Genomic DNA, 20,542 nt, shown 5'->3' with positions numbered 1-20,542 from the left:
CCTCTCACGGGCCACTCTCTTTTGGCACTCTCGACAATAAGGTTGACTACCGTCTGGACACGCTGCGTGTTTATTAAAGCATGTCAACGCTTTAACCTCGCAGCACTTCGTACACGCCTTAGCGTCAACCTCCGCACCGTCTACGATTATCTTTACGATCTCTACGCGCTTTCCTCTCGCCATGTTTTCGTCTCCTTTCCCTTTGCCTTATACTGTTTTATCTACAGTCAATTCTCAATCCGCACACTTTTACGCAAAAAAAAAAAATAACGCCCACCTCCGAAGAGATGAGCGTTACGCACATACGTTTTATATTTTCGTATTTCGTTTTGCCTTCGTACTTTTAACTAACCGATCGACCGGACTGGCCTTCTCGTGTTCCGCTTTTAAATCACTGTTTACAAGCGCCACGTAGCGCCGTGTCATTTCCATTGTAGCGTGACCTAAAGCTCGCTGCGTAGCGAAGGCGTTCGCCCCGTTACGAAGGAACTCCAACGCGAATACATGCCGTAAATCATACGGTCGGATATGTGTTCCGATCTTTTTGCAGTATATCTCTATCCGGTCTCCCCACGTATGGCGGTTGAGCGGCCGCCCCTCATACGAGCAGAATATGGGAATATCATCGCCCCATTCAGGCGCACGCACTGATATTAGTTTCCGCAGTGCCTTCGTTGTAGTCTCCGATATAGGAAGCGTCCGCGCAACACGGCCTTTCGCAACCTTCGCCGGCACGTAAATTTCCCGCAAAGATGCGTTAAAATCCTGCGGTATTAGCTTCGTACCCTCCGATGGACGGATGCCTGTATCTAGCGTTAAAAGAATGAGCGTATAGTCGCGTAGACCGACAAATGTGTTCTGGTTAGGCGCGGCCAACAACGCATTAAGTACGTCTACCTCGACAGAGACCGCTCGGTCTTCTGTCTTGCGTTTCTTCATAGTTGCGAGTGGGTTCGTAGATAATTCGCCCTCACTTATACAATAGTTAAAGAACGTGCGCAAGTAAACGAGTCTATTGTTAAACGTTGGTGGTGCGATGTCTTGCGCTAGATGCTCCATTACCGCATCTCTCAACGCTTGCTCCGAGTCCCATGCGTTGGGAAACCGCTTGAATAATAGATTAACGGTTCGATCGTAGTCGTCCAGCGTATACTGACCGACTCCGTCCTCTAGCTTCTTATACGCTAGGAACTCCGTGAGAAGCTGACGCCAATCCGTTCGGTTGCCAGCCGTAGGTTTTATACTTCGTAATCTTGCCAAAACAAAAACGCCTCCTCCGCATGTTAACGGTGAGGCGCTTCGTTGGTCCTGTGTACCTGCGGATTGCTCCGTTACAGATACACAGGACCTCGCGTTATTTTCGTTCATTTAACGCTGATGTGATCGGGGTAAAACGTTGATATGCCGAGGACCGGGATCGAACCGGTACGGTAGTCACCTACCGCAGGATTTTAAGTCCTGTGCGTCTGCCAATTCCGCCACCCCGGCAAGCATTTAGGAACGCTATTTTACACTAACTTGTTCTTTCTTACAAGTATCTGAGAAGCTTGCTTATTAAGAAGTGTTCTCGCTATGTAAATGTCGTTCAACCGGGCACCAACTTATAATACGATATTTTCATCAAATTGTAAAGTGTTTTTTTAAAAAATAATAAAAATTCTCTTTTTGTATAACTTGCGCACATTTGAACTACACTAATAAACGTCTTTCCAAACCACCAGAAGGGGTGTTACGAATGCGTGAAGGTATGATTCCAACTGTTCTTGGGACGGTAGTATCGGCTTCAGGCGCTGTGTTGCTGAGCAGTAAGTACAAACTTGCCGCTACAGGCATTCTCGGTTTCGGACTGGCTCATGTTGTTCTGGGAGCGATTGATTTAATTGAGCATCGCTAGTTGTTTGGAGAGTACCGGGCGGGATTTATCCTTCCCGGTTTTATTTTATAAGCGTTTAATATGGAACATAAACGTTTATGTAAAGTGTAGAACTGATCATGCCTAAGAAGGAGCGTGTTATGCGCAATGAAAAAACATAACTCCGAAAAAAAGAGTCCTACTGACGATCAAATCGAATATAAACAATCTCTGGATAAGCGTGAGCCAGGATTTGATCGAATTCCTGACAGTGATGCCGATTCACCCGCAGCTACTGATATGATTGATGAAGCCATAGACCGTGGAATAAACAAACTACGTAATGATTTTACAAAATAAAGCATGAATGATAGGTCACGGATCGTTAAGTATCACTTGAAGATAAGCATGATCCAACCAATAATTGAGATCCACAGTACAATGCTGATGAAGAGTCCACACAAGAGACCAAAAGAGAAATTACCTTCACTCTTCGGCATAGCACTGCCAAATTTCAATCTAAGCTTCATTTGATTCCAGTTCATAGAACCCCCTCCTTAAGTTCTATTTCGGAATATGAAGCTTGTTTTTGTAGACCTATAGTCATGTTTTTAAAAATAAAAAAGGGTTTTTTGTCCTATCATCCGGAGCGTGGTAATAGAATTACAATTATCCCTACCAAACAAATCAATCCACCAATGAAATCGTACAAGTCAGGTGTCTTTTTATCAATCCACCAGCCCCATGCAATGGAAAGAACAATAAAGACACCTCCGTATGCTGCATATACACGCCCAAAGGAGGAGAAAACTTGAAAGGTAGCAATGACTCCGTAGATAGCTAAAATCACGCCACCGCAAAGTCCGACATACCATGTCTTGCCTTCTCGCAGCCATTGCCATATTAAATATCCACCTCCGATTTCAGCAATGCCAGCCAAAATAAAAAGTAAAGCTGCCTTTAGCACCATCTCACATCCTAAACTTTTGACTTTTCGGTCATCTCATTAAAGTAATCGACCTATAATAATAATTAATGCAATTACACCAACCAGAATAAGCAGATTACTGACCTGACGCCAAAGGCTGGGAGCTCCCTCGGAGTGAAGCTTTCGCTGATTGGCATCAAAGTTGGCTTTGGTTCCCTCAGCATCTGCTGGACTAGAAAACGGTCTATTTTCTTCATTCATATGAAGGCCTCCTTTGCAATCCACTTTAATCATACCAAACTTTTCCTTCGATTTCGCGTTGGTCTATACTTATATTTTACCGAAATTCCGAATGGAGCTTCGTATGTATGTAGTGTATAAATCAACATGTCGATATTCCACTGAATATAAAGTATGATGACGAATCAAGGAAGAGTGGGTATTTAGACGCCTTCCATTGCAGGACGGTAGTTATGGTATAATTTAGTCAACTTGTTTAGGATCGCACCAGAGTACAACTGGTTACTTAATTTGTAATGAAACTTACATCCAAGAATCCACATCCCACTTACAACCTGCATATTCTGTTTGTAGATCTAGGAGGAGGATACGGATGTCCCCTATTTTTATAGCTAGTTTAATGATAATGGGTATATTTTTATTTCAGGCAGCCATTATTCTAGGCATCATACATTGGGTTTCTAAACGTACCACACGTCCAGCACAGACCAAAATGTACCTTACAATGGGTTTGCTTGTTTTACTAGCTGGCTTCCTTGTATGGAACAATTGGATATATCCGCAGGAGTTTAATGGGTGGTCCCTGATGACTCTGATACTGATCATGATTAGCGCCTACATACAACTTAGAAAACAAAAAGAAAAATACTAACCCACTACCAGCATCAAAGGAGGAGCGCCATGAAATCTCACTCAACACGCTTTTGGTTACAGAGGGTGCTACTGCTAATGCTTGTTTTAATCTTCAGCGGCTCTCAACAATCGTTCATTGTTGCCGATGCTGCCCCGCCAATTAATGCTCATGCCTCTGCCAAAGCCAGGCAATTACTTGCCTACCTGACCAATGTACCGGATGGTATGCTAATTTCCGGACAACATGATTATTTAGAGGCACCGGATGAACAAAATAACAAGCTGCAACAAATCAGCGGACAATACGCAGGACTTCACGGCTATGAGTTTGGAGGGTTGGCTAATCAGTCCCGTACTGCCTTACGAGAGCAACGTCAGCGTGTTGTAAATAGTGCTATTCAATGGAGCCAGGACGGCGGAATCGTAGCTATCACCTTTCATCAGGCGTTGCCAGGCAAACCAAAAACGTGGAAAAACGTTCAAGCCAAAATTACTCAAGCTGAATTTAATCGCTATATCACGCCAGGTACCCCGCAATATACACAACTCATCGCTGACTTGGACGAGGTGGCTCTGTCCCTTAAGAACTTGCGAGACGCGGATGTGCCCGTTTTATGGAGACCCTATCATGAAATGAACGGTAACTGGTTTTGGTGGGGGAATAAACAAAATTACGCTAAGCTATGGGATCTAATGTATGATCGATTCGTACATGTCCATCATTTAGATAACCTGTTGTGGGTTTGGAGTCCCAATGCCCCTAACGCATACAGCACGCCCTATAATCTGTCCTTTCCAGGTATTAACCGGGTAGATGTGCTTGCAGCCGATATCTATAATAATGATTACAAACCCTCCTACTACACTGAATTACTAAAGCTTGCACAGGGCAAGCCTATGGGAATTGGAGAAAGTGATATCCTGCCAAGCGCAAGAGTGCTAAAGAATCAGCCAGCCTGGGCCTATGCCATGACATGGGGTAAGGAACTGTCGGCAACCAACTCGCAGGCAACCATCAGACATTTTATGAACCAAAATAATATTATCACACGCGACCTTCTCCATGAGTCCCTCCGCTGAAAGAAAAAAGCTTGCATTTTGCTTCTAGGAGCAAAGTGCAAGCTTTTTCAAACCCAATTCAAATGAAGCTCTCTAACTATTTCTGATTACCTCTTCAAGATCAAGATCTGCATATGCCTCTTCACCAAGATGTACAGATACAATGGTGTAGATCCGCTTGGTTAATCTAGACATCAGCCGATCACCTGGTGCTACGGAATACTCTTCCCGAAAATCCCCAATCTTGTGAAAACCGCTGGACATATGGATGTACAAGTTGCCCCTACGTGTTTTACCATGTACCAACATCAAATCTCCTCCTGCTGTGTGACCAACCTAATTTCCCTGTTACATCTATATCGGTCAGAACAAGATAGGATATAAGTCCCTGGTATCCTTCTTTTGTTTCACAGGATAGTGCACGTAAACGAAACGGGTCTGTCAGTGATATGACAGGCCCGTTTTTGTAAACTCATTTTTGTGGTTAGAAAGAAACTATTCTTGATAGGATTCTGCAATCGCATTAGCTGCAATGATTGCATTATACACATCATCAGGGCTTACCGGGAACGGCATGTTGACCATTGTATCATTTGCCGCACAAGCAGATTCAGCCACCTGACGCCATTCAGCCTCAACAAATTCCTCTACACCCAGGTCACGAAGTGTTAATGGAAGGCCTACATCCTTAACCAGCTTAATCACGGTCTCTAGCTCTTCTTTTGGTGCATTTTCCAGCACCAGCTGAGTTAACAAGCCAAAAGTAACTTTCTCACCGTGCTGTGCTTTGTGAAGTGAAGGAACAGCCGTCATGCCATTATGAATAGCATGTGCTGCTGCCAATCCACCTGATTCTGCTCCGACACCACTCAGATAAATGGTTGCTTCAATCGTATCCTCAACCGCACGAGTATATACTTTACGATCCACTGCACGTTTGGCCTTCACAGCATTTTCCAGCAATGTATCATAACAAAGGCGAGCAAGTCCCAGGCCTGTAGTGGAAGGCTTGTTCAGCACTAGATTGTCCCCATTGGCCTGATAGCAGGCACGAGCTTCAAAATAAGTGGCCAATGCATCGCCGATTCCAGCTGCAAAGAAACGTGCAGGCGCCGCTGCCAAAATACCTGTATCCGCAAGTACTACATCTGGATTCGTAGGCAAGAACAAATATTCATCAAAGGAGCCATCCTTCTTGTAAATTACCGCAAGCGCGGTACAAGGAGCATCTGTAGAAGCAATCGTTGGGAAAATAACGACAGGCAGTTTTTCATAATAGGCTGTTGCCTTGGCTGTATCCAGCGTTTTTCCCCCGCCAATCCCTATAATGATGTTCGAACCATGTTTACGTACTAATTCACGGTTACGATCAATCTCTTCTTTTGTACATTCATATTGGAATTTTTCGAAGACCACCTGGTTACCAGCTGCTTCAATCGAAGCACCTGCCTCCTTTTGGGCCCTTTCAAGTATAAACTCATCGCAAATAACATAGGCTTTATCACCATAATCCTTGATATAGTCATTTAACGACGAGAGCAGATTTTGTCCAGAAATAAATTTCTTGGGTGAAGTAACGGACCTTACAACGTTTGCCATGTAAATTCCTCCTCAACTTTGACTCATACTCAAATTAATAATGATTTGGGCATGTGACCCCTTAACTATAAACCTCTTTCCATATTATTAAAAGGCTTATTATGGAATATATTATGAACAAATTGTGTATCTATTACACTTGAAGAGTCGAAATCCATTCAGAGTACAGGATGCCCATCATGATGCGATCATAGCTATTGCCATCACGAAGAACAGCGGAACGAACTCTACCCTCCAGCTGGAACCCTGCCTGCTCATAGGTACGGATCGCTTGTGTATTGTACTCAATCACATCCAAACCGATCCGATTTAGGTTTAGCTCATAAAACGCATAACGAAGAATAAGACGTAGAGCTTCTGCTCCATAACCCTTGCCACGGTAATCCGTATTACCTATACCTATTGCCAGCTGCCCGCAGCGGTTATTCCACTCAATCCCATGAATAGCAACAAAACCGATCAAGACATCATCTGCCAACGTTCTTAATCGAAAATAGACCTCGTTAGAGCTAGGAGATCCTTCTGACTCCATCTGTTTCAACGTGTAAGGAATTGCCAAATCCGTATCTACATTGCGCAAATACTTGGCATCCTCACCCCATTTGAACATCACTTCCGCATCTTCTTCCCTGACTGCCGCCAGTTTTATTCGTTCCCCATAAAATAAATTTTCGATTTTAATGACCCTTCAGCTCCTAGTATGAATTGTGCACCCTATAAGCTCTCCCTTAAGATTCAATGTTTAAATTTTACAAAATAAACCTACCTAACACAACCAAATCATTACAATTGTTATAGTGTGATACACAAAAAGACCTTGCAGTTGCAAGGTCTCGTATTTTTAATATTTAAATAACATAGCAACCAGTTGGTAGCCAGCTCCAATCGTCCAGAACAGCACATAATCGCCACGCCGAATACGCCCCGATTCGATTCCTTCAGATAGCGCAATGAATGGGCTGCTAGTACCTGTATAGCCATAACGATCACCGACATAAATCATTTGATTATCTTCTAGCTCCAAATGATCCTGGATCTTCAACACATTAGCCAATGAAAATTGAGACAGACAATATGCACGTACATCCTGAGGCGCCAACCCATTCTTTTTTAAAATGCGCTCAAGCAGCTCAAATGTTGGAGGCAAGGCCATATTGGCGTCGAACGGAAGCCATTGAATAAATTTGCCGGGTGCATTCCTTTGGAGTGTCGCCGCTAAACCCTGGGCTGGGTACAATATTTTATCTATATTGATGGGGTCCGTATAATACTGTGAATCTATAAATCCGGTATCCTCTTCTGTACGCTCTAAAATAGCTGCACATGCAGCATCCCCATAGTTCGCATAAGTAATCTCATCCGCAGGATCGGAAATAAGTGAATTATAATCTGAGCCGATAATGAGCGCTGTCTGCACATCGGGATTAGATAACATCGACCGACTGGCTTGATCGACGGCTACAGTCATCCCTGCACAATTTGCATTGGAATCCATCACTACCACATCATGTCTCGCTCCAATCGCCTGGTGAACAAACAAGGCATTCATCGGAAACAGGGACTCAGGAACTTGAGTAGAGAACACGATCATATCCACATCACGGCCTGTCATACCGGCTTGCTCCAAAGCTTTTTGTGCAGCTGCTATCCCCATAGTTAGACCGTTTTCGTTGGGGTCATCAATGATATAGCGGTGTTTTCTTCCCATATGCTCCATGAAGCGCCGAATATCTTTTCCCCGCTCGTCAAAATGACGAATATAATATTCGTTATCCAACGAATGGGGCGGATGATACACTCCCAGTGCCTTTATTCTGATATGGCTCATCAGATTTCCCCCTCACACATGCGTCAGCGCATTATTGCACTACAATATCTACGTTGTTTAATCCTGCTTCACGTGCTACGCGACCAAGCTGCATTTTAATAATCGTTTGCTGGAGGCTGATAACAAAAATTATTTTGGCAAATCCAGTTTCTTTATAACGTACAAAAGAGCCCTTCAGTTTCTCTACTTCACCCGGTCCCAAAAGTGCCATTTGGGTGCAGTCTACCTTGAGTGTAAAGCTCGATGCCTGAATAGATGAAGTTTTGGCGATATAATCCTTTACAAAGCTGTCGTACTCCTCTTGGCTAAAAACTCCATTCACTGCCATATGTACCGTTTTAATGACTTGATCCACTTCGATGGTATAAGGATGTTGACTCATTTTAGAAAGACTCCTTTGATTTCATTTTTTGTCTATTAAGAGTATCGGAATAATAGGTAGAATTTTTAATATAAAACGAGATACATCACCCCTAATATATTACAAATTTGTGAATACACAAAAAGCCGTCACCGCTTCTCTAAGAAGCTTCTGACGGCCAAAAAAAAATGTAAACGCTTATATGTGATTAATTCGTAAATGTATGACGTCCAAGTGAGATGACAGCCGGACGACTTTTACTCCATTTGGCTGTGGCAATGGCCGGATTGTAATAAAACAAGGACCCATTGGTCGGGTCAGCCCCATTAAGTGCCTGTCTGGCTGCTCGGTACGCCGTCTTGTTGGGTTTCAGGCGGTATTGACCATCCTGTACAGCGGTGAATTGACCCGGCTGTAAAATAACGTCCGGAATCGAGCTCGGAAATTCGCTAGACTGTACACGGTTTAATACGACAGCGCCGACAGCTACTTGTCCTTCAAACGATTCTCCGCGCGCCTCGGAATAAATGATTCGTGCCAGTTGATCCAACGCAGTTACGCGCACCTTTCCGAATGAATCCAGCTTGGCCTGTGTTGCCGCTCCTGCTATACCATCAGGCGTCAGACCGTGATCACGCTGAAAACGAGCCACCGCTTTGCTGGTCAAAGAGCCGTAGTATCCTGTAAAGCCGGCTTTGAAATAACCGAGTGAATGAAGCTGTTGTTGTAGCTCCAGCACCTGTTCGCTTTGAATCCCTTTCTTTAAAGCTGACGATTGTGCCTGTGCTTGTCCTGGTGCGACTGATAATACGGTACCTAACAAGCATGCGCAGGACAGCATTACAATAGATAATTTTTTCATGTTCCAGACAACCTCCTCTTTCATGTTCTGTCCGGTGCAACCATTCCGGCCTGTACAACTCAGGGACGTTTATCCGATGATGTTTCTTGTGCCATAACTTATGACTAGCTGCAGAAATGACGCGTGGCTACATAGCGAATCGGACATCGATGCGTTCACACGTCCGTTGCAGTATACCACAAGCCGCATTTACGTATCATCCGGCTCTGGTCCTAAGAATGCCCAGGGCAATAAAACGCTATTCATAAAGGAATAACGTGTATTAGAAGCGATAGACCACATTTTGACTACACTTGAATACGTGACCTTTTTCGCTATTTTTCGATTCGATCTACCCAGGACCTGAACCTGACATCTGCTTTTTAAATCACATTTCGTGCACATCTATATAGGCGAATGCATAGGGTAGCGTACGATCATTCATTTTGAGTAACAGAAAGGCAGGAAAGGACACGTGAATTCATATATGGATTACACCTCTCCCACTGTACAGTTCACCTATGATTTAAGCGACAATATTTTGTTTCAGAAAGATGCTCAGAACTCAATCAACGAGCTATCGATCCAGCAGCTGAATACATTAGCAAATGTATCGCTACTAGATATTCGTCTCAGCACTGCTAATGTAGTAGAGCCCCACTATCATCAAAACGCTACAGAACTAATATACTGTATCTCTGGAGCAGTGACCGTGTCACTGATTAATCCCTTTACTCGCGATTTACGACATTTTCCGATTACACCTGGACAGGTGGCTAACGTCCCTCAGGGATGGTGGCATTATTTAGTCGCCACGGTGGATAACACTCACTTGTTGGCGATTTTTAACGCTCCAATCCCTGAATTCATTTTGGGCTCCGATATTTTGCGACTAACGCCAAGCAACATTATGGCTCATACTTACTGCCTGGATGAGAAGAAGGTTCAGGAAGCGCTCGCCCCTATTAAAAAGCCTGTCATCATCGGCCCTCCCAATGACTGCAAGCAGCAGCCACCCCGTAAACCAGGGATTCATGTAAGGCTTGCCGATAATTCATCACACCATCAGGTCCCTCCGCAAAGAAGAAACGCCTATACCCATGAATATCCCGGCTTCTCCTTTAATCCCTATCAAGAATAGCGTAGCCCTAGTCAGACCTTAAGCGCGTGGAATCCCCCTTCACTGTACGTTCGCCGTTACCCTAAGAGCTTTCCCCTCATAAAATGCCAATGTACAAGAGGGGGTGATGGAATGGACGCTTACTACAACTGTTTGCACTGCATGAACAAAAGAGTACGTATTCTCACCGTTGATGGAAAACAGTACGAAGGAACTATAACGGATGTGGATCGTAATAATGTGTACTTAAAAACCGAACGAAATGGACGTGTACAAACGTCTGCCTTTTATCCTTACGGGTATGGTAATCAAATCCTAACGTTGAGCCTGTTTACCCTACTAGCGATTGCTTTAATCTAATTTCCAATCCATTGTCCGCCCCTGTCTATAGACGTCAAAGCAGCACCTCATATGACAGCTGCCCAGCCCGGCACAGTTTGTGTAGGGCTTGAAGGCTGTTATTTGGGGTGTTTTATCATACAACCATCCTCTAAAATACTTAACCCCCCATCGGTTATGTACCGATGAGGGGTTAAGCAACTCAATTCAATTTAGATCCAAAAAGACTTTGTAATGATAACGAGCAGAATGAACAGCACCAGAATAGCTCCTGTCGACGTCCAAACTCCTGGATATCCTCCTACTGAACCGCCACCGCAACCTCTTTCACATTCACTCATGGATCATTGCCTCCTTTAATTCAAGGTACAACATAGCTTATGTGTGGAGCTTTCCTGTGGACCGGGCTTTTTGGCAATATTATGAATGTTTTCGCTGGTAGGGCATTAGCCTACACCTTTCCTAGGCAGGAGCATAGGATATCACAACTAATCCTGAAGGAGTGAAGCAATTGAATTCAAATCAAATGTTCAATTACAACGCTAATCAACCTTTCCCTCACCATCCTGTCTCCCACCATGTGGTGGTAAACCCCGTAGATCCGTACGTCGTAGAAACATTAAAATCAGTGATCGGTAAGTACGTTGTACTCGAAACAACACGTGGCAGAATTGATGGATGTGTAGTGGATTGTAAGCCTGACCATGTCATCTTGGATGTATACGGAAAAAAATTCTTTGTTCGAATCAGCGAAATCGTATGGATCATGCCTGGCTAAACAAAGCAGACATTAAAAATCCTCGCAGATCCTATCCGGATTCGCGAGGATTTAATCCCCTATAAACACCCTACTAATCAAGCCCTCCTACAGTCCCAGTGAAGCACGAAGTTCATCTATCGTTCCATTGTACTCATCTAGATCGACTTGGCCACGAATGCCTGGAACACTGCCAGTGCTGCTGTACTGCCAAGCCCACCAGCTATTCCAAGCTGGAACTGCAGTCGGCTTTTGTGTAGTGCTGTATCGTGCTACCCATAGTTTATACATAGAAAACGTAGGATCAAACTTGGAAGCAAAGACGTTGCCCGTGTATACGATCGGCTCACGTCCGGTAAGCTTCTCCATTTCATCCAAAAATGCATGAGCCACTTCGCTGATTTGTACTGGAGTAAGGCCCTTAGGGTTATTTTCATAATCCATCACAGGGGGCAGATCTAGCCTTCCTCCTGCTGAATCTAAAGCTCTGGCAAAATTAGCTGCTTCCTGACGGGCTCCATCCACGGTAGTTGCGTTCAAGAAGTGATAAGCGCCAACCAGGATGTTAGCATCTCTGGCCCCCTGCACATTTGCTAAAAATTGATTATCTAGAAATTTGGTGCCCTCTGTAGCTTTAATAAAAGCAAATGTCTTGCCAGCCGCCGCCACCTGCTGCCAATCAATATCACCGTTATAATGGGAGACGTCAATCCCCTGCGCATGTCCGTCAGAAGAAATCGTAGATGCAACATTATCAGTAGGTGTAACAGTACCGGTAGATGTAACAGTATTGGTAGATGTTGACTCCTCCGTAGCCTGATCCAGCGCTATGACAACTTTACCATCATCTGCATTGATTAGATGAAAGGGCGTGCTGTGATTAAGATCAACCACAATGCGTACCAAGGCTGGGTTTGCACTAAACATGGAGTATCTTACTTTGGAGGCATCCGGATCTTCTGCAATCGACAAACTTCCTTGCCCACCATTGTTAATAGATTGCGATGCTGGAAATTCCTCGCCAAACTTCGAATCAGGTATATCTACAACAATACGATCTGGTTGAGTCAATGTACTTACTTTGGGACTTACCTTTCCATCTACGGTTATCGCCAATTGGTGATTATTGAAGCTAATTTGATTTATAGCCGTACGCTGACTGGCTGTAGCATCACTTGTAGCTTGAGTAGCAGAATGATCATTGGTGGTTACGTTGTTTCCGCTTGAAGCGGGCGGAGTCGTCAGAAATACAGTTTTAAGTTCGTTGTTCCATGACACTTCCATTCCTGTCTGTTCAGATACAAAGCGAAGCGGAACATAAGTCGTCCCCCCGCTAAGCAAAGGAGCTACAGCCAACCCCATCGGTTGATCATTGACTAAGGCTATGGGATTGTTGACCTGAAGACTCAGGTTAAGATTTTGCTTATGTATAGTTACGGTCCCTGTCTTGGACTCCCAATTCACGCTATAACCCAATTCCTCTACAATAAGCCGGAGTGGAACCAGCACATTGCCCTTTACTTCTTGAATCTGCACTCCCTTACCGACACTTATATCCTTACCATCCAATTGAATATGTGAATTTGAAGATGCCGCATAACTTTCTCCAGAAAATACTAGTAGAAACAGAAACAAACAAGCAAATAAATAAATTTTCTTCATATGTACCCTACCATTCTTTAATTTTTCACTATGAAAATCTTACATTCTATGGCCCTCAAAACCCTCTATTTTGATAGACGCGACTCCTATGTAAAAAGTTACGATTCATTCATTATATATTTCAGCCTTGTAATACGAAAGCACTAAAAAGCTCTGCCAGCTATACGCAAGCAGAGCCATTTCCAGTTTTGCCCATCCCATTTACTAGATTGCCAGCTATCTCATCATAAATACATAATTCCTATTTATACAGTTACAAATGTTAGCCCTACAAGAATGATCGAAGTAACAGACAGTACCAGTAAGGGCAGCATTGCTTTCTCTCGCAAGGTCTTAAAGCTCACATTCAGCCCCATGCCTACCATAGCCATCGTTAACATAAAGGTGGTAAGCTGCGAAAGTTCGTTCATAAGACTAGGTGGAATGACAATATATTTTCCAAAAACATAACTTCCCAAAATACTTGCTGCAATAAAGCCGATGAGGAACCAGGGGAACTCCACTTTAGTACCTGTACGCATCTTACCAGTTCGCTTCATCCAATACATTAAAATAAAACTAAGTGGTATGAGTAGGAAGACACGGCCCAGTTTGGCTAATAGACCCATGGCAAGGGCATCCTGTCCGGCAGGTGCTGCTGCTAAGGCCACATGTGCAATTTCATGTAAGCTGATACCCGACCAGATTGCATATTGCATATCCGTCAGAGGAAGCCAAGGTCGAAGCACGGTAAACAAAATGGCAAATACCGTTCCGACCAAGGCAATGAGCCCAACTCCTATGGCTGTATCCTCATCGTCAGACTTTAGCAAGGGAGAAACAGCCGCAATTGCTGCTGCACCGCACACTCCTGTTCCAATCCCAAGAAGCAGCGAAAGCGAAGCATCTGCCTTGAATCGTTTGGCCAGCCAAACCGTAAAAAAAATGGCGAACACCACAGTGAATACATCACGCAAAAGCAACCCCAGCCCCTGATGAATAACAACATCCATATTCAGCTTCAGTCCATACAACACAATAGCTCCGCGCAGTATTTTCTTGGCTGAAAATTCGATCCCTGAGCGTATAGCTTCAGGGTATCCCCATAACTGGCGGTATAGTATAGCGAGAAACATCGCACATGCCAATGGACCTACATAATGAAAGCCTGGTACTTCATTCAGGACGTATCCCGCCAGTGCAAAGATCATCGTTAGCACAATGCCGAATAAAAACCGAAACAATCGACCTTTGTTCAATAAAAGTTTGTTGTGTTGAATATGACTTTTCATGCTGGTTTCCCTCCAATTTTCACATGCATACAGCTTAATATGTATTTTGTCATAAGAAAAATAAATCATTATAATAATGATCATAAGTAAACAGGCATGATTAAATTGGAGGAATAAGCTTTGGACCAGTCTTTAATTGTATTTGTTAAGGTTGCGGAAAAACAAAACTTCACACGAGCTGCTGAGGTATTACATATGACCCAGCCTGCGGTAAGTCAATATATCCAAACGCTGGAACGTAATCTAGGAACCCGACTCCTGGAGCGAAGCAATAAATATGTGCGCTTAACTAAAGCAGGTGAAATTGTATACCATCATGCCCAGGAGATTATCCGACTCCATACACGTATGCAGTACTTGGTGGATGAGCTAATGCATACAGCAAAAGGTAACCTGTCCATTGGTGCAAGCTACACGTATGGTGAATATGTACTACCACATGTAATTGCGCAGATGAGAATTCAGTACCCACTCATTCAGCCCTCCATTACCATCGGCAATACATTGGAAATTGAAAAGCTCGTGATCCATAATCAACTGGATGTGGGCATTATTGAAGGAGAATTTCAGCATGACCATTTGCACATTGAATCCTTCGCCGATGATGAAATGGTTATTGTCGTTCCGCAAAATCATCGTTTGGCCGGTAAATCTCATGTGGATATAAGTGAGCTGCAAGAGGATATTTGGATTCTACGGGAAGAAGGCTCCGGAACCCGTGAGGCGGCTGAAAAAATGTTTGCACAGCATCGATTTTATCCTGCTCATATGATGAATTTTGGCAGTACCCAGATCATCAAGGAGTCTGTAGAAGCAGGCTTGGGGATTTCTTTGCTGTCCCAGTGGGTGATTCAAAAGGAGCTTGCTTTGGGAACATTAAAAGTATTGGACATTCTTAATCTCCCATTCATTCGGAAATTTTCCTTCCTCACTCCATCCGCGATTTATGAGACGAAAGCAACCACCGCTTTTTTGGAGATCTTGCGAGATTATAATGTGAAAATGTAATGTGCAGAAAAAAAGCACCTATTAAGGTGCTTGCAATAAAATCAGTATTATATTTTTTTATGAGAAGAGATGATCCTTACCATGGTATAGGAAATGGGAAAAATCAGCGTAGCTTCCTTGAAATTGCTGCATATCATGAGCAGCAATACCTACAAAATTCCCCGTAAATCCGCCAGACAAAAAGCTGATATCCTGTATTTCAAAAAGTCGGGTCCAGGAAGGCTCATCTCCGACCCCATAATAAAATTGTGCATGGGATGCATGAACCTCTACAGCCAACCGAACAGGAAAATCATTCTGAAGCGCAATCACTTGCGGAACTAACGTAAATGAGTTAGCCTCACATCGCATCATGCGTAGCACTTTCCCCGCCCCGTCTTCATAGGTAACATACGCATACAAATAGTCCTCTTCATTGAGATACAGCAAAAGTCCTGCCATCTGCAAATAGCTGTTGGGCTGATACTCCAGGGCGGTTTCTACCCGGAAATGATGATCCGTTTGCCGAATGGCAAGCACGTGATGCTGGAACAGACTTTGTATGGATTCTCCGGCATGGATTCGAAGATAGCCTGGGCGCTGACTTAATGAACACCAGCTATCGTCCGCTAGGATACGCAATGTGTTCCATGTCTTGTCAAGTGTGGGGCCTTCGAATAAGTCTTCGAAAATATACTGCTGCTCTTGCTTAGCCGAGCTAGACTCCTGAGGTGCAGGCACCTCCAATTGAGGCGTATGGCCCCCGGCGGTTAAACGTAGCCAGCCTTCATCATTCCAATATACTTGCTGCAACGCTGTCTCACGCCCTAAGATGGCATATTTCCCCTCCACTGGACGTGTGCATAAATGAGCCATATACCACTCTCCGTCTGGTGTTTGCACAAGACTGCCATGTCCTGCGCATTGTAACGGGAAATTCAGCTGATCACGAGACGTGAGCATCGGGTTATGCGGGTCCACTTCATACGGGCCGGATAACTGCTTAGAGCGTGCTACGGTAACTGCATGGCCCGTACCCGTTCCACCTTCCGCTGTAACAAGATAATAATAACCGTTTTGCTTGTAGATGTGGGGCGCTTCTGTCTTCTTTAATGGGGTGCAATCGAAAATTTTAACAGGCTCGCCAATAAGTCGCTGTTGCCTGCTGTCATACTCCTGCATGACGATCCCAGATGACTTATTGCTCTCCAACATGCGGTAATCCCACAACGCGTTCAAGAGCCATTTACGTCCATCCTCATCATGAAATAAAGACGGGTCAAATCCACTGCTGTTCAGATAAACGGGTTCCGACCACGGTCCGTGGATCGTAGGCGCCGTTATTACAAAGTTATGAACATCTTTAAACGGACGCTTGGTGCTTTTTACATCCGTATAGAGCAGATAAAAAAGGTTATCCGCATAGCTTAGCTGCGGCGCCCAAATGCTGCAATTTTTAGGGTTTCCTCTCAAATCAACCTGGTCAGTCAAAATATCCGTACAGTGCTCCCAGTGAGCCAAATCTTTCGATTGATACACCCGTACTCCAGGCAGCCACTCAAATGATGACACTACAATATAGTAAGTATCCTCGACTCGCGTAATACACGGATCGGGATTAAAGCCTTTTAATATAGGGTTTTGGATCATCATAAGACATCACTTCTCCCTGCTTTCCAAAATGCGACTCCCTCAAAAACCTGCTCCTTGCTCCATGCTTCTGTTCTCGCGTCAAAACAATCCGCCCACGGAACACGCTGCTTACGTAACGAAGCTATTTCATCAGATCCGCCAAATTCCTGATAGCAGACCGTTTTCTCATTTGCGGTATTACCCCAATTATCCCAGCCGCGTGGGTCAATATGGTCTCCCATTTTACAATCGACAAATATGGTTTTGGCAAATTCCCGCCACGGACGACCCAAAAAAACAGGGGTAATATCTGGCTCTGCGGTTAAATAGCAATGATCAAATACATAGCCGTACGTTTGCCCTTGCGGCGTAGAGGCGGCTGTAACGTAGCTTGTATGGTTCTTATGATGACGCAAACTACGAATCTCGCAATCTTCAAAGTAAGCGGTAGCCCCGCCAAAAATGAAATCTATCGTTCCCTCAATGTAACAATGCTGATAGAGCTGGCGATAGTGTGCATGATGTTCTTTTAAAGGAACTCCACCAAACTTTAATCGCTCTTTCGGTGCAGGAGGCAGAGGACCTGTAAATAACGTATCCTGATATCCTTTAAAAGTGCAGTTTCTAAAAACGGTTTGATCACAATGAGCATATACCGCAACGGCCTGCCCAATATGTTCTCCCTGTCCAGCCGTGTTGGAAATGATGAGATTTTCCAGGATCAGATGGCTGCCGCCTACAAATAAAGTCGGTGTCGCAAAGGTGCCTATTTCCTCACCTGCTTCATTCCGCTCCCTTGCATACCGGTCCATACGAATCTCTACCTGCCCGATGCCTATGATATGTAGATTTGAACGGTAAATCCGCACTTCTTCCTCATAGGTACCCGATAAAATAGCTAACGTTTCCATTTCGCTGGAAGGCGATTGCTCCAATACATTAATTGCCTCCTGAATGGAGTGGAAGTCACAAAAGGATTCTTTTCCGACTAGCATGGTTACCCCAATCCTTTCATTTGATTTACAAGTGTTCAGCTAAAAATGACTGCCAAGCTGTTCGCATTTCCAATGTCTCCATATGTCCACCGCCCGCAATCACAGGCTGCCAATGCTCAGGGTGACCTGCATTCTGATAGGCTTCCAACAATCCCTTGGCCAAATGCTCGACTCCTTCTATAGGACACATCCGATCATTTTGACCTGTTATACTCATCCGTGGACGAGGTACGATCCGCTTTTGAATATCCAAAGTGGTGAAATGCTTCAACAAGCCGGGGACATAGGAATAGAAGCCATGATGATCCAATCCCCTTTTAGCGATCAGCGTATGGGCATCTACCTGTCCACAAATATCCACCGTGACCTGTATCCGTTCATCTAAAGCAGCCATCCACCATGCCATAAGTCCACCCATCGACATGCCGATCGTTGCGATACGGGAAGCGTCAATGTCCTCACGTTGGCACATGTAATCTACCAAACGACGGTTATCGTACAGCATCATGCCCCACAGCACCTTCCCCTGCCAGAGCATTTCCTTTACCAGTTCGCTCTCGGTTTTGCCTCCACGTTCATTGAAGCCCCACATGTCAATACAGCATACGCAATACCCCATGTCTGTCAGAGTTGTAGCAAACGAGGGGTGCTGTAGGTAAGAACTGCTATGAAGCAGTTCCTTACGTCCATTCGTATAATTGCCCCCATGCGAATGGTTAAAAACGACCAATGGGAACGGGCCGTTCCCTTGTAAGGGTGTAGCTACATAAGCGGGCACAGACTCGATTCCGTTCAAGTCCAGCAGGAGACACTCCAGTCGATACCCCTCCCGCTCTTCTTGATTCAGCAGAGTTGCCGTTATAGGGCGATCTGTCGGAAGATCCCCCAACAATGCTTGCAACTTATCCACGTTTTATGCTCCTTTCATCCCTCCTATTTCATCACATTTTGTTCAGAAGGTTGTATCGTTACTTGTTCTATTAGCTTTTCAGGCTGAGCTGTATTCTTCGAGTGGCAACGATTGATTTCAACGTCTTCGCCATTTTCAATATAAAAGGCAGGACCTTCATGATTCTCAATCGTAACCTGTTGAAAACGAATATCCCTCACGTTACCTAAATAAAAACCACGGTTATTCATATCCTCAATCCCTGACATCATGGCCGGACGACCGGGAATCGCATTTTTAGCCATAGAAATATCAATATTGGAAAATGTAATTTCAGCAATATATTGCTCTGCAAGTCCGTATAAGAAGCCAGCCGCCGCATGAACCTCACGTGCCGTGATATCGGAAAAATGAATTCGTCTAAAGCACGGAGTTTCCTCAGTAATTGGGTAGGGGTTTTTATCCCACACATATTTGTCTTTGCCCCGAGGTCCGCAGAAATAATACAGGTTCAGAATAAATGGACAAATGACCTCCTCCATCACAATGTTGCTGACGCGAATATCCTCGATGATTCCGCCGCGTCCCCGTCTGGATTTCAGACGTATGCCCCGATCTGTTTGCTTGAACACACAATTGCTGATCGTAACATTACGAATATCTCCGCTCATTTCACTGCCCAATACGACAGCACCATGGCCATGCACCATTGTACAGTTGGTGATCGTAATATTTTCACAAGGAACCCGCTCTTGGGTATCTTCAGTCCCTGCTTTAATCGCAATACAGTCATCGCCTACATCGATATTGCAGTTGCTAATACGAACATTGGAACAGGATTCGGGATTAATACCATCTGTATTGGGAGAGTCGGCCGGGTTAAGAATGGACAAATTATCAATCGTAACGTTATAGCAAGCAATGGGGTTGACAGTCCAACTGGGGGAATTTTTCAACATGAGATCTTTAATAGTGATCCGCTGACAGCGGTCAAAGCTGATTAATTTGGGTCTTGGATACTGCAGCTCTTCAGGGTGATTCCGATGCTTTTCCCACCACGGCTGACCATTTCCGTCCAGCGTTCCGCTGCCTGTAATCGAAATATTCTCAAGGTTTTCTCCATAAATGCACGATGCATGTACTTCCCGCTGAACGCCTTCCCATCTGGATTCTACTACAGGGTAATCCGCCAGTTCCGTACTGAAAGAAAGAATTGCGCCAGGGCTTAAATTCAGCTCAATGTTACTTTTAAGAAAAATAGCGCCCGTCAGGTACGTTCCAGCCGGGACAAAAACGGTGCCTCCACCAGCATTACTTGCTGCTTCAATGGCAGCCGCAATCGCCTTTGTTGCCATCGTCGTACCATCCTGAACTGCTCCATAATCTACAATATTATACAATTGCATTTCGTTCTCTCCTGTCTCTATATTTTGTGAATACAAAAATGATTTATAGACTGGGCTTGAAAAATAGACCGGAAAAGGGAGTGGGCGGAATGATGCTGGACAAGAGTCAGCAATGGCAAGCACCATCCCGCCTGCATAATGGC

Annotated in this window: 25 protein-coding genes and 1 tRNA gene; 8 read left to right on the top strand and 18 right to left on the bottom strand. The window is 44.4% G+C overall.

The annotated features are described in order from the left end of the window. Positions 1–309: 309 nt before the first annotated feature. On the bottom strand, positions 310–1,260 hold the full coding sequence (locus ABEW32_RS04735; protein WP_430185156.1) for a tyrosine-type recombinase/integrase: 951 nt from the start codon (positions 1,258–1,260) through the stop codon (positions 310–312). A gap of 142 nt (positions 1,261–1,402) precedes the next feature. Further along, positions 1,403–1,488, bottom strand: a tRNA-Leu gene (locus ABEW32_RS04730). A 247-nt stretch (positions 1,489–1,735) separates the two neighbouring features. Between ABEW32_RS04730 and ABEW32_RS04725 the strand changes: the two genes are divergently transcribed. Next, positions 1,736–1,894, top strand: coding sequence for a hypothetical protein (locus ABEW32_RS04725; RefSeq protein ID WP_013371953.1), 159 nt, complete (start codon positions 1,736–1,738; stop codon positions 1,892–1,894). A gap of 126 nt (positions 1,895–2,020) precedes the next feature. Beyond that, positions 2,021–2,212, top strand: coding sequence for a hypothetical protein (locus tag ABEW32_RS04720; protein WP_430185154.1), 192 nt, complete (start codon positions 2,021–2,023; stop codon positions 2,210–2,212). Between the two features lie 32 nt (positions 2,213–2,244). Here ABEW32_RS04720 and ABEW32_RS04715 read toward each other — a convergent pair whose 3' ends face one another. The 3 genes from ABEW32_RS04715 to ABEW32_RS04705 all read right to left on the bottom strand — a co-directional run bounded on the left by ABEW32_RS04715 (position 2,245) and on the right by ABEW32_RS04705 (position 3,041). Beyond that, the gene (locus tag ABEW32_RS04715; protein ID WP_019688000.1) at positions 2,245–2,397 is read right to left on the bottom strand and encodes a hypothetical protein; all 153 of its coding nucleotides are present in this window, start codon (positions 2,395–2,397) and stop codon (positions 2,245–2,247) included. 95 nt (positions 2,398–2,492) lie between these two features. Continuing rightward, positions 2,493–2,819 carry a YnfA family protein gene (locus ABEW32_RS04710; RefSeq protein WP_430185355.1) on the bottom strand — a complete coding sequence of 109 codons (327 nt, stop codon included), beginning with the start codon at positions 2,817–2,819 and terminating at the stop codon, positions 2,493–2,495. Positions 2,820–2,858: 39 nt separating this feature from the next. Next, on the bottom strand, positions 2,859–3,041 hold the full coding sequence (locus ABEW32_RS04705) for a hypothetical protein (protein WP_430185152.1): 183 nt from the start codon (positions 3,039–3,041) through the stop codon (positions 2,859–2,861). Between the two features lie 352 nt (positions 3,042–3,393). Between ABEW32_RS04705 and ABEW32_RS04700 the strand changes: the two genes are divergently transcribed. Beyond that, positions 3,394–3,672 (top strand): hypothetical protein, encoded by a 279-nt coding sequence (locus ABEW32_RS04700; RefSeq protein WP_430185149.1) that lies wholly within the window; start codon positions 3,394–3,396, stop codon positions 3,670–3,672. 29 nt (positions 3,673–3,701) lie between these two features. After that, on the top strand, positions 3,702–4,733 hold the full coding sequence (locus tag ABEW32_RS04695; protein WP_430185147.1) for a glycosyl hydrolase: 1,032 nt from the start codon (positions 3,702–3,704) through the stop codon (positions 4,731–4,733). A gap of 72 nt (positions 4,734–4,805) precedes the next feature. On the opposite strand, the gene ABEW32_RS04690 is transcribed toward ABEW32_RS04695, so the two are convergent. The 6 genes from ABEW32_RS04690 to ABEW32_RS04665 form a co-directional block, all read right to left on the bottom strand. Next, positions 4,806–5,021 (bottom strand): hypothetical protein, encoded by a 216-nt coding sequence (locus ABEW32_RS04690; protein WP_013371960.1) that lies wholly within the window; start codon positions 5,019–5,021, stop codon positions 4,806–4,808. 186 nt (positions 5,022–5,207) lie between these two features. Next, positions 5,208–6,311, bottom strand: coding sequence for a glycerol dehydrogenase (locus ABEW32_RS04685; RefSeq protein WP_430185145.1), 1,104 nt, complete (start codon positions 6,309–6,311; stop codon positions 5,208–5,210). Positions 6,312–6,444: 133 nt separating this feature from the next. Next, complete coding sequence (locus ABEW32_RS04680; protein WP_430185353.1) at positions 6,445–6,993, bottom strand: GNAT family N-acetyltransferase; 549 nt, start codon at positions 6,991–6,993, stop codon at positions 6,445–6,447. Positions 6,994–7,152: 159 nt separating this feature from the next. Beyond that, positions 7,153–8,139, bottom strand: a complete 987-nt coding sequence (locus tag ABEW32_RS04675; RefSeq protein WP_430185142.1) for a ketoacyl-ACP synthase III — start codon at positions 8,137–8,139, stop codon at positions 7,153–7,155. 31 nt (positions 8,140–8,170) lie between these two features. Continuing rightward, on the bottom strand, positions 8,171–8,521 hold the full coding sequence (locus ABEW32_RS04670; protein WP_107733323.1) for a hypothetical protein: 351 nt from the start codon (positions 8,519–8,521) through the stop codon (positions 8,171–8,173). A 187-nt stretch (positions 8,522–8,708) separates the two neighbouring features. Continuing rightward, entirely contained in the window at positions 8,709–9,362 is a 654-nt protein-coding gene (locus tag ABEW32_RS04665; RefSeq protein ID WP_430185140.1) for a cell wall hydrolase, read from the bottom strand. 454 nt (positions 9,363–9,816) lie between these two features. Here ABEW32_RS04665 and ABEW32_RS04660 point away from each other — a divergent pair, with 454 nt between their 5' ends. Together ABEW32_RS04660 and ABEW32_RS04655 are read left to right on the top strand one after the other, a co-directional pair. Next, entirely contained in the window at positions 9,817–10,482 is a 666-nt protein-coding gene (locus ABEW32_RS04660) for a cupin domain-containing protein (protein WP_430185138.1), read from the top strand. Between the two features lie 111 nt (positions 10,483–10,593). After that, on the top strand, positions 10,594–10,821 hold the full coding sequence (locus ABEW32_RS04655) for an LSm family protein (protein ID WP_430185136.1): 228 nt from the start codon (positions 10,594–10,596) through the stop codon (positions 10,819–10,821). A gap of 191 nt (positions 10,822–11,012) precedes the next feature. Here the strand turns inward: ABEW32_RS04655 and ABEW32_RS04650 are convergent, their stop codons facing one another. Beyond that, positions 11,013–11,141: a hypothetical protein gene (locus tag ABEW32_RS04650; protein WP_016821506.1), complete on the bottom strand. Its 129-nt coding sequence runs from the start codon at positions 11,139–11,141 to the stop codon at positions 11,013–11,015. 170 nt (positions 11,142–11,311) lie between these two features. Between ABEW32_RS04650 and ABEW32_RS04645 the strand changes: the two genes are divergently transcribed. Next, positions 11,312–11,578, top strand: coding sequence for a YuzF family protein (locus ABEW32_RS04645; protein WP_430185134.1), 267 nt, complete (start codon positions 11,312–11,314; stop codon positions 11,576–11,578). An 87-nt stretch (positions 11,579–11,665) separates the two neighbouring features. Here the strand turns inward: ABEW32_RS04645 and ABEW32_RS04640 are convergent, their stop codons facing one another. Then, positions 11,666–13,219, bottom strand: coding sequence for a GH25 family lysozyme (locus ABEW32_RS04640; protein ID WP_430185132.1), 1,554 nt, complete (start codon positions 13,217–13,219; stop codon positions 11,666–11,668). 245 nt (positions 13,220–13,464) lie between these two features. Further along, positions 13,465–14,490, bottom strand: coding sequence for a YeiH family protein (locus ABEW32_RS04635; protein WP_430185130.1), 1,026 nt, complete (start codon positions 14,488–14,490; stop codon positions 13,465–13,467). A gap of 120 nt (positions 14,491–14,610) precedes the next feature. Here ABEW32_RS04635 and ABEW32_RS04630 point away from each other — a divergent pair, with 120 nt between their 5' ends. Further along, complete coding sequence (locus ABEW32_RS04630) at positions 14,611–15,498, top strand: LysR family transcriptional regulator (protein ID WP_430185128.1); 888 nt, start codon at positions 14,611–14,613, stop codon at positions 15,496–15,498. Between the two features lie 57 nt (positions 15,499–15,555). Here the strand turns inward: ABEW32_RS04630 and ABEW32_RS04625 are convergent, their stop codons facing one another. From ABEW32_RS04625 to ABEW32_RS04610, 4 genes are read right to left on the bottom strand one after another with little or no spacing between them, the layout of a single operon-like run. Then, a complete protein-coding gene (locus ABEW32_RS04625; protein WP_430185126.1) occupies positions 15,556–17,130 on the bottom strand; it encodes a glycoside hydrolase family 43 protein in 1,575 nt (524 codons plus the stop codon). Continuing rightward, positions 17,127–18,104 (bottom strand): pectinesterase family protein, encoded by a 978-nt coding sequence (locus ABEW32_RS04620; protein ID WP_430185124.1) that lies wholly within the window; start codon positions 18,102–18,104, stop codon positions 17,127–17,129. The genes ABEW32_RS04625 and ABEW32_RS04620 overlap by 4 nt, the downstream gene beginning before the upstream one ends. A gap of 25 nt (positions 18,105–18,129) precedes the next feature. Further along, on the bottom strand, positions 18,130–19,014 hold the full coding sequence (locus ABEW32_RS04615) for a dienelactone hydrolase family protein (RefSeq protein ID WP_430185122.1): 885 nt from the start codon (positions 19,012–19,014) through the stop codon (positions 18,130–18,132). A 23-nt stretch (positions 19,015–19,037) separates the two neighbouring features. Continuing rightward, positions 19,038–20,399 (bottom strand): glycoside hydrolase family 28 protein, encoded by a 1,362-nt coding sequence (locus tag ABEW32_RS04610; RefSeq protein WP_430185120.1) that lies wholly within the window; start codon positions 20,397–20,399, stop codon positions 19,038–19,040. Positions 20,400–20,542: the final 143 nt, after the last annotated feature.

The organism is Paenibacillus jamilae (assembly GCF_050482105.1).
Lineage (GTDB): Bacteria > Bacillota > Bacilli > Paenibacillales > Paenibacillaceae > Paenibacillus > Paenibacillus jamilae_B.
Note: the sequence above shows the minus strand (reverse complement) of the source record. Positions and strands in the feature narration are given on the sequence as shown.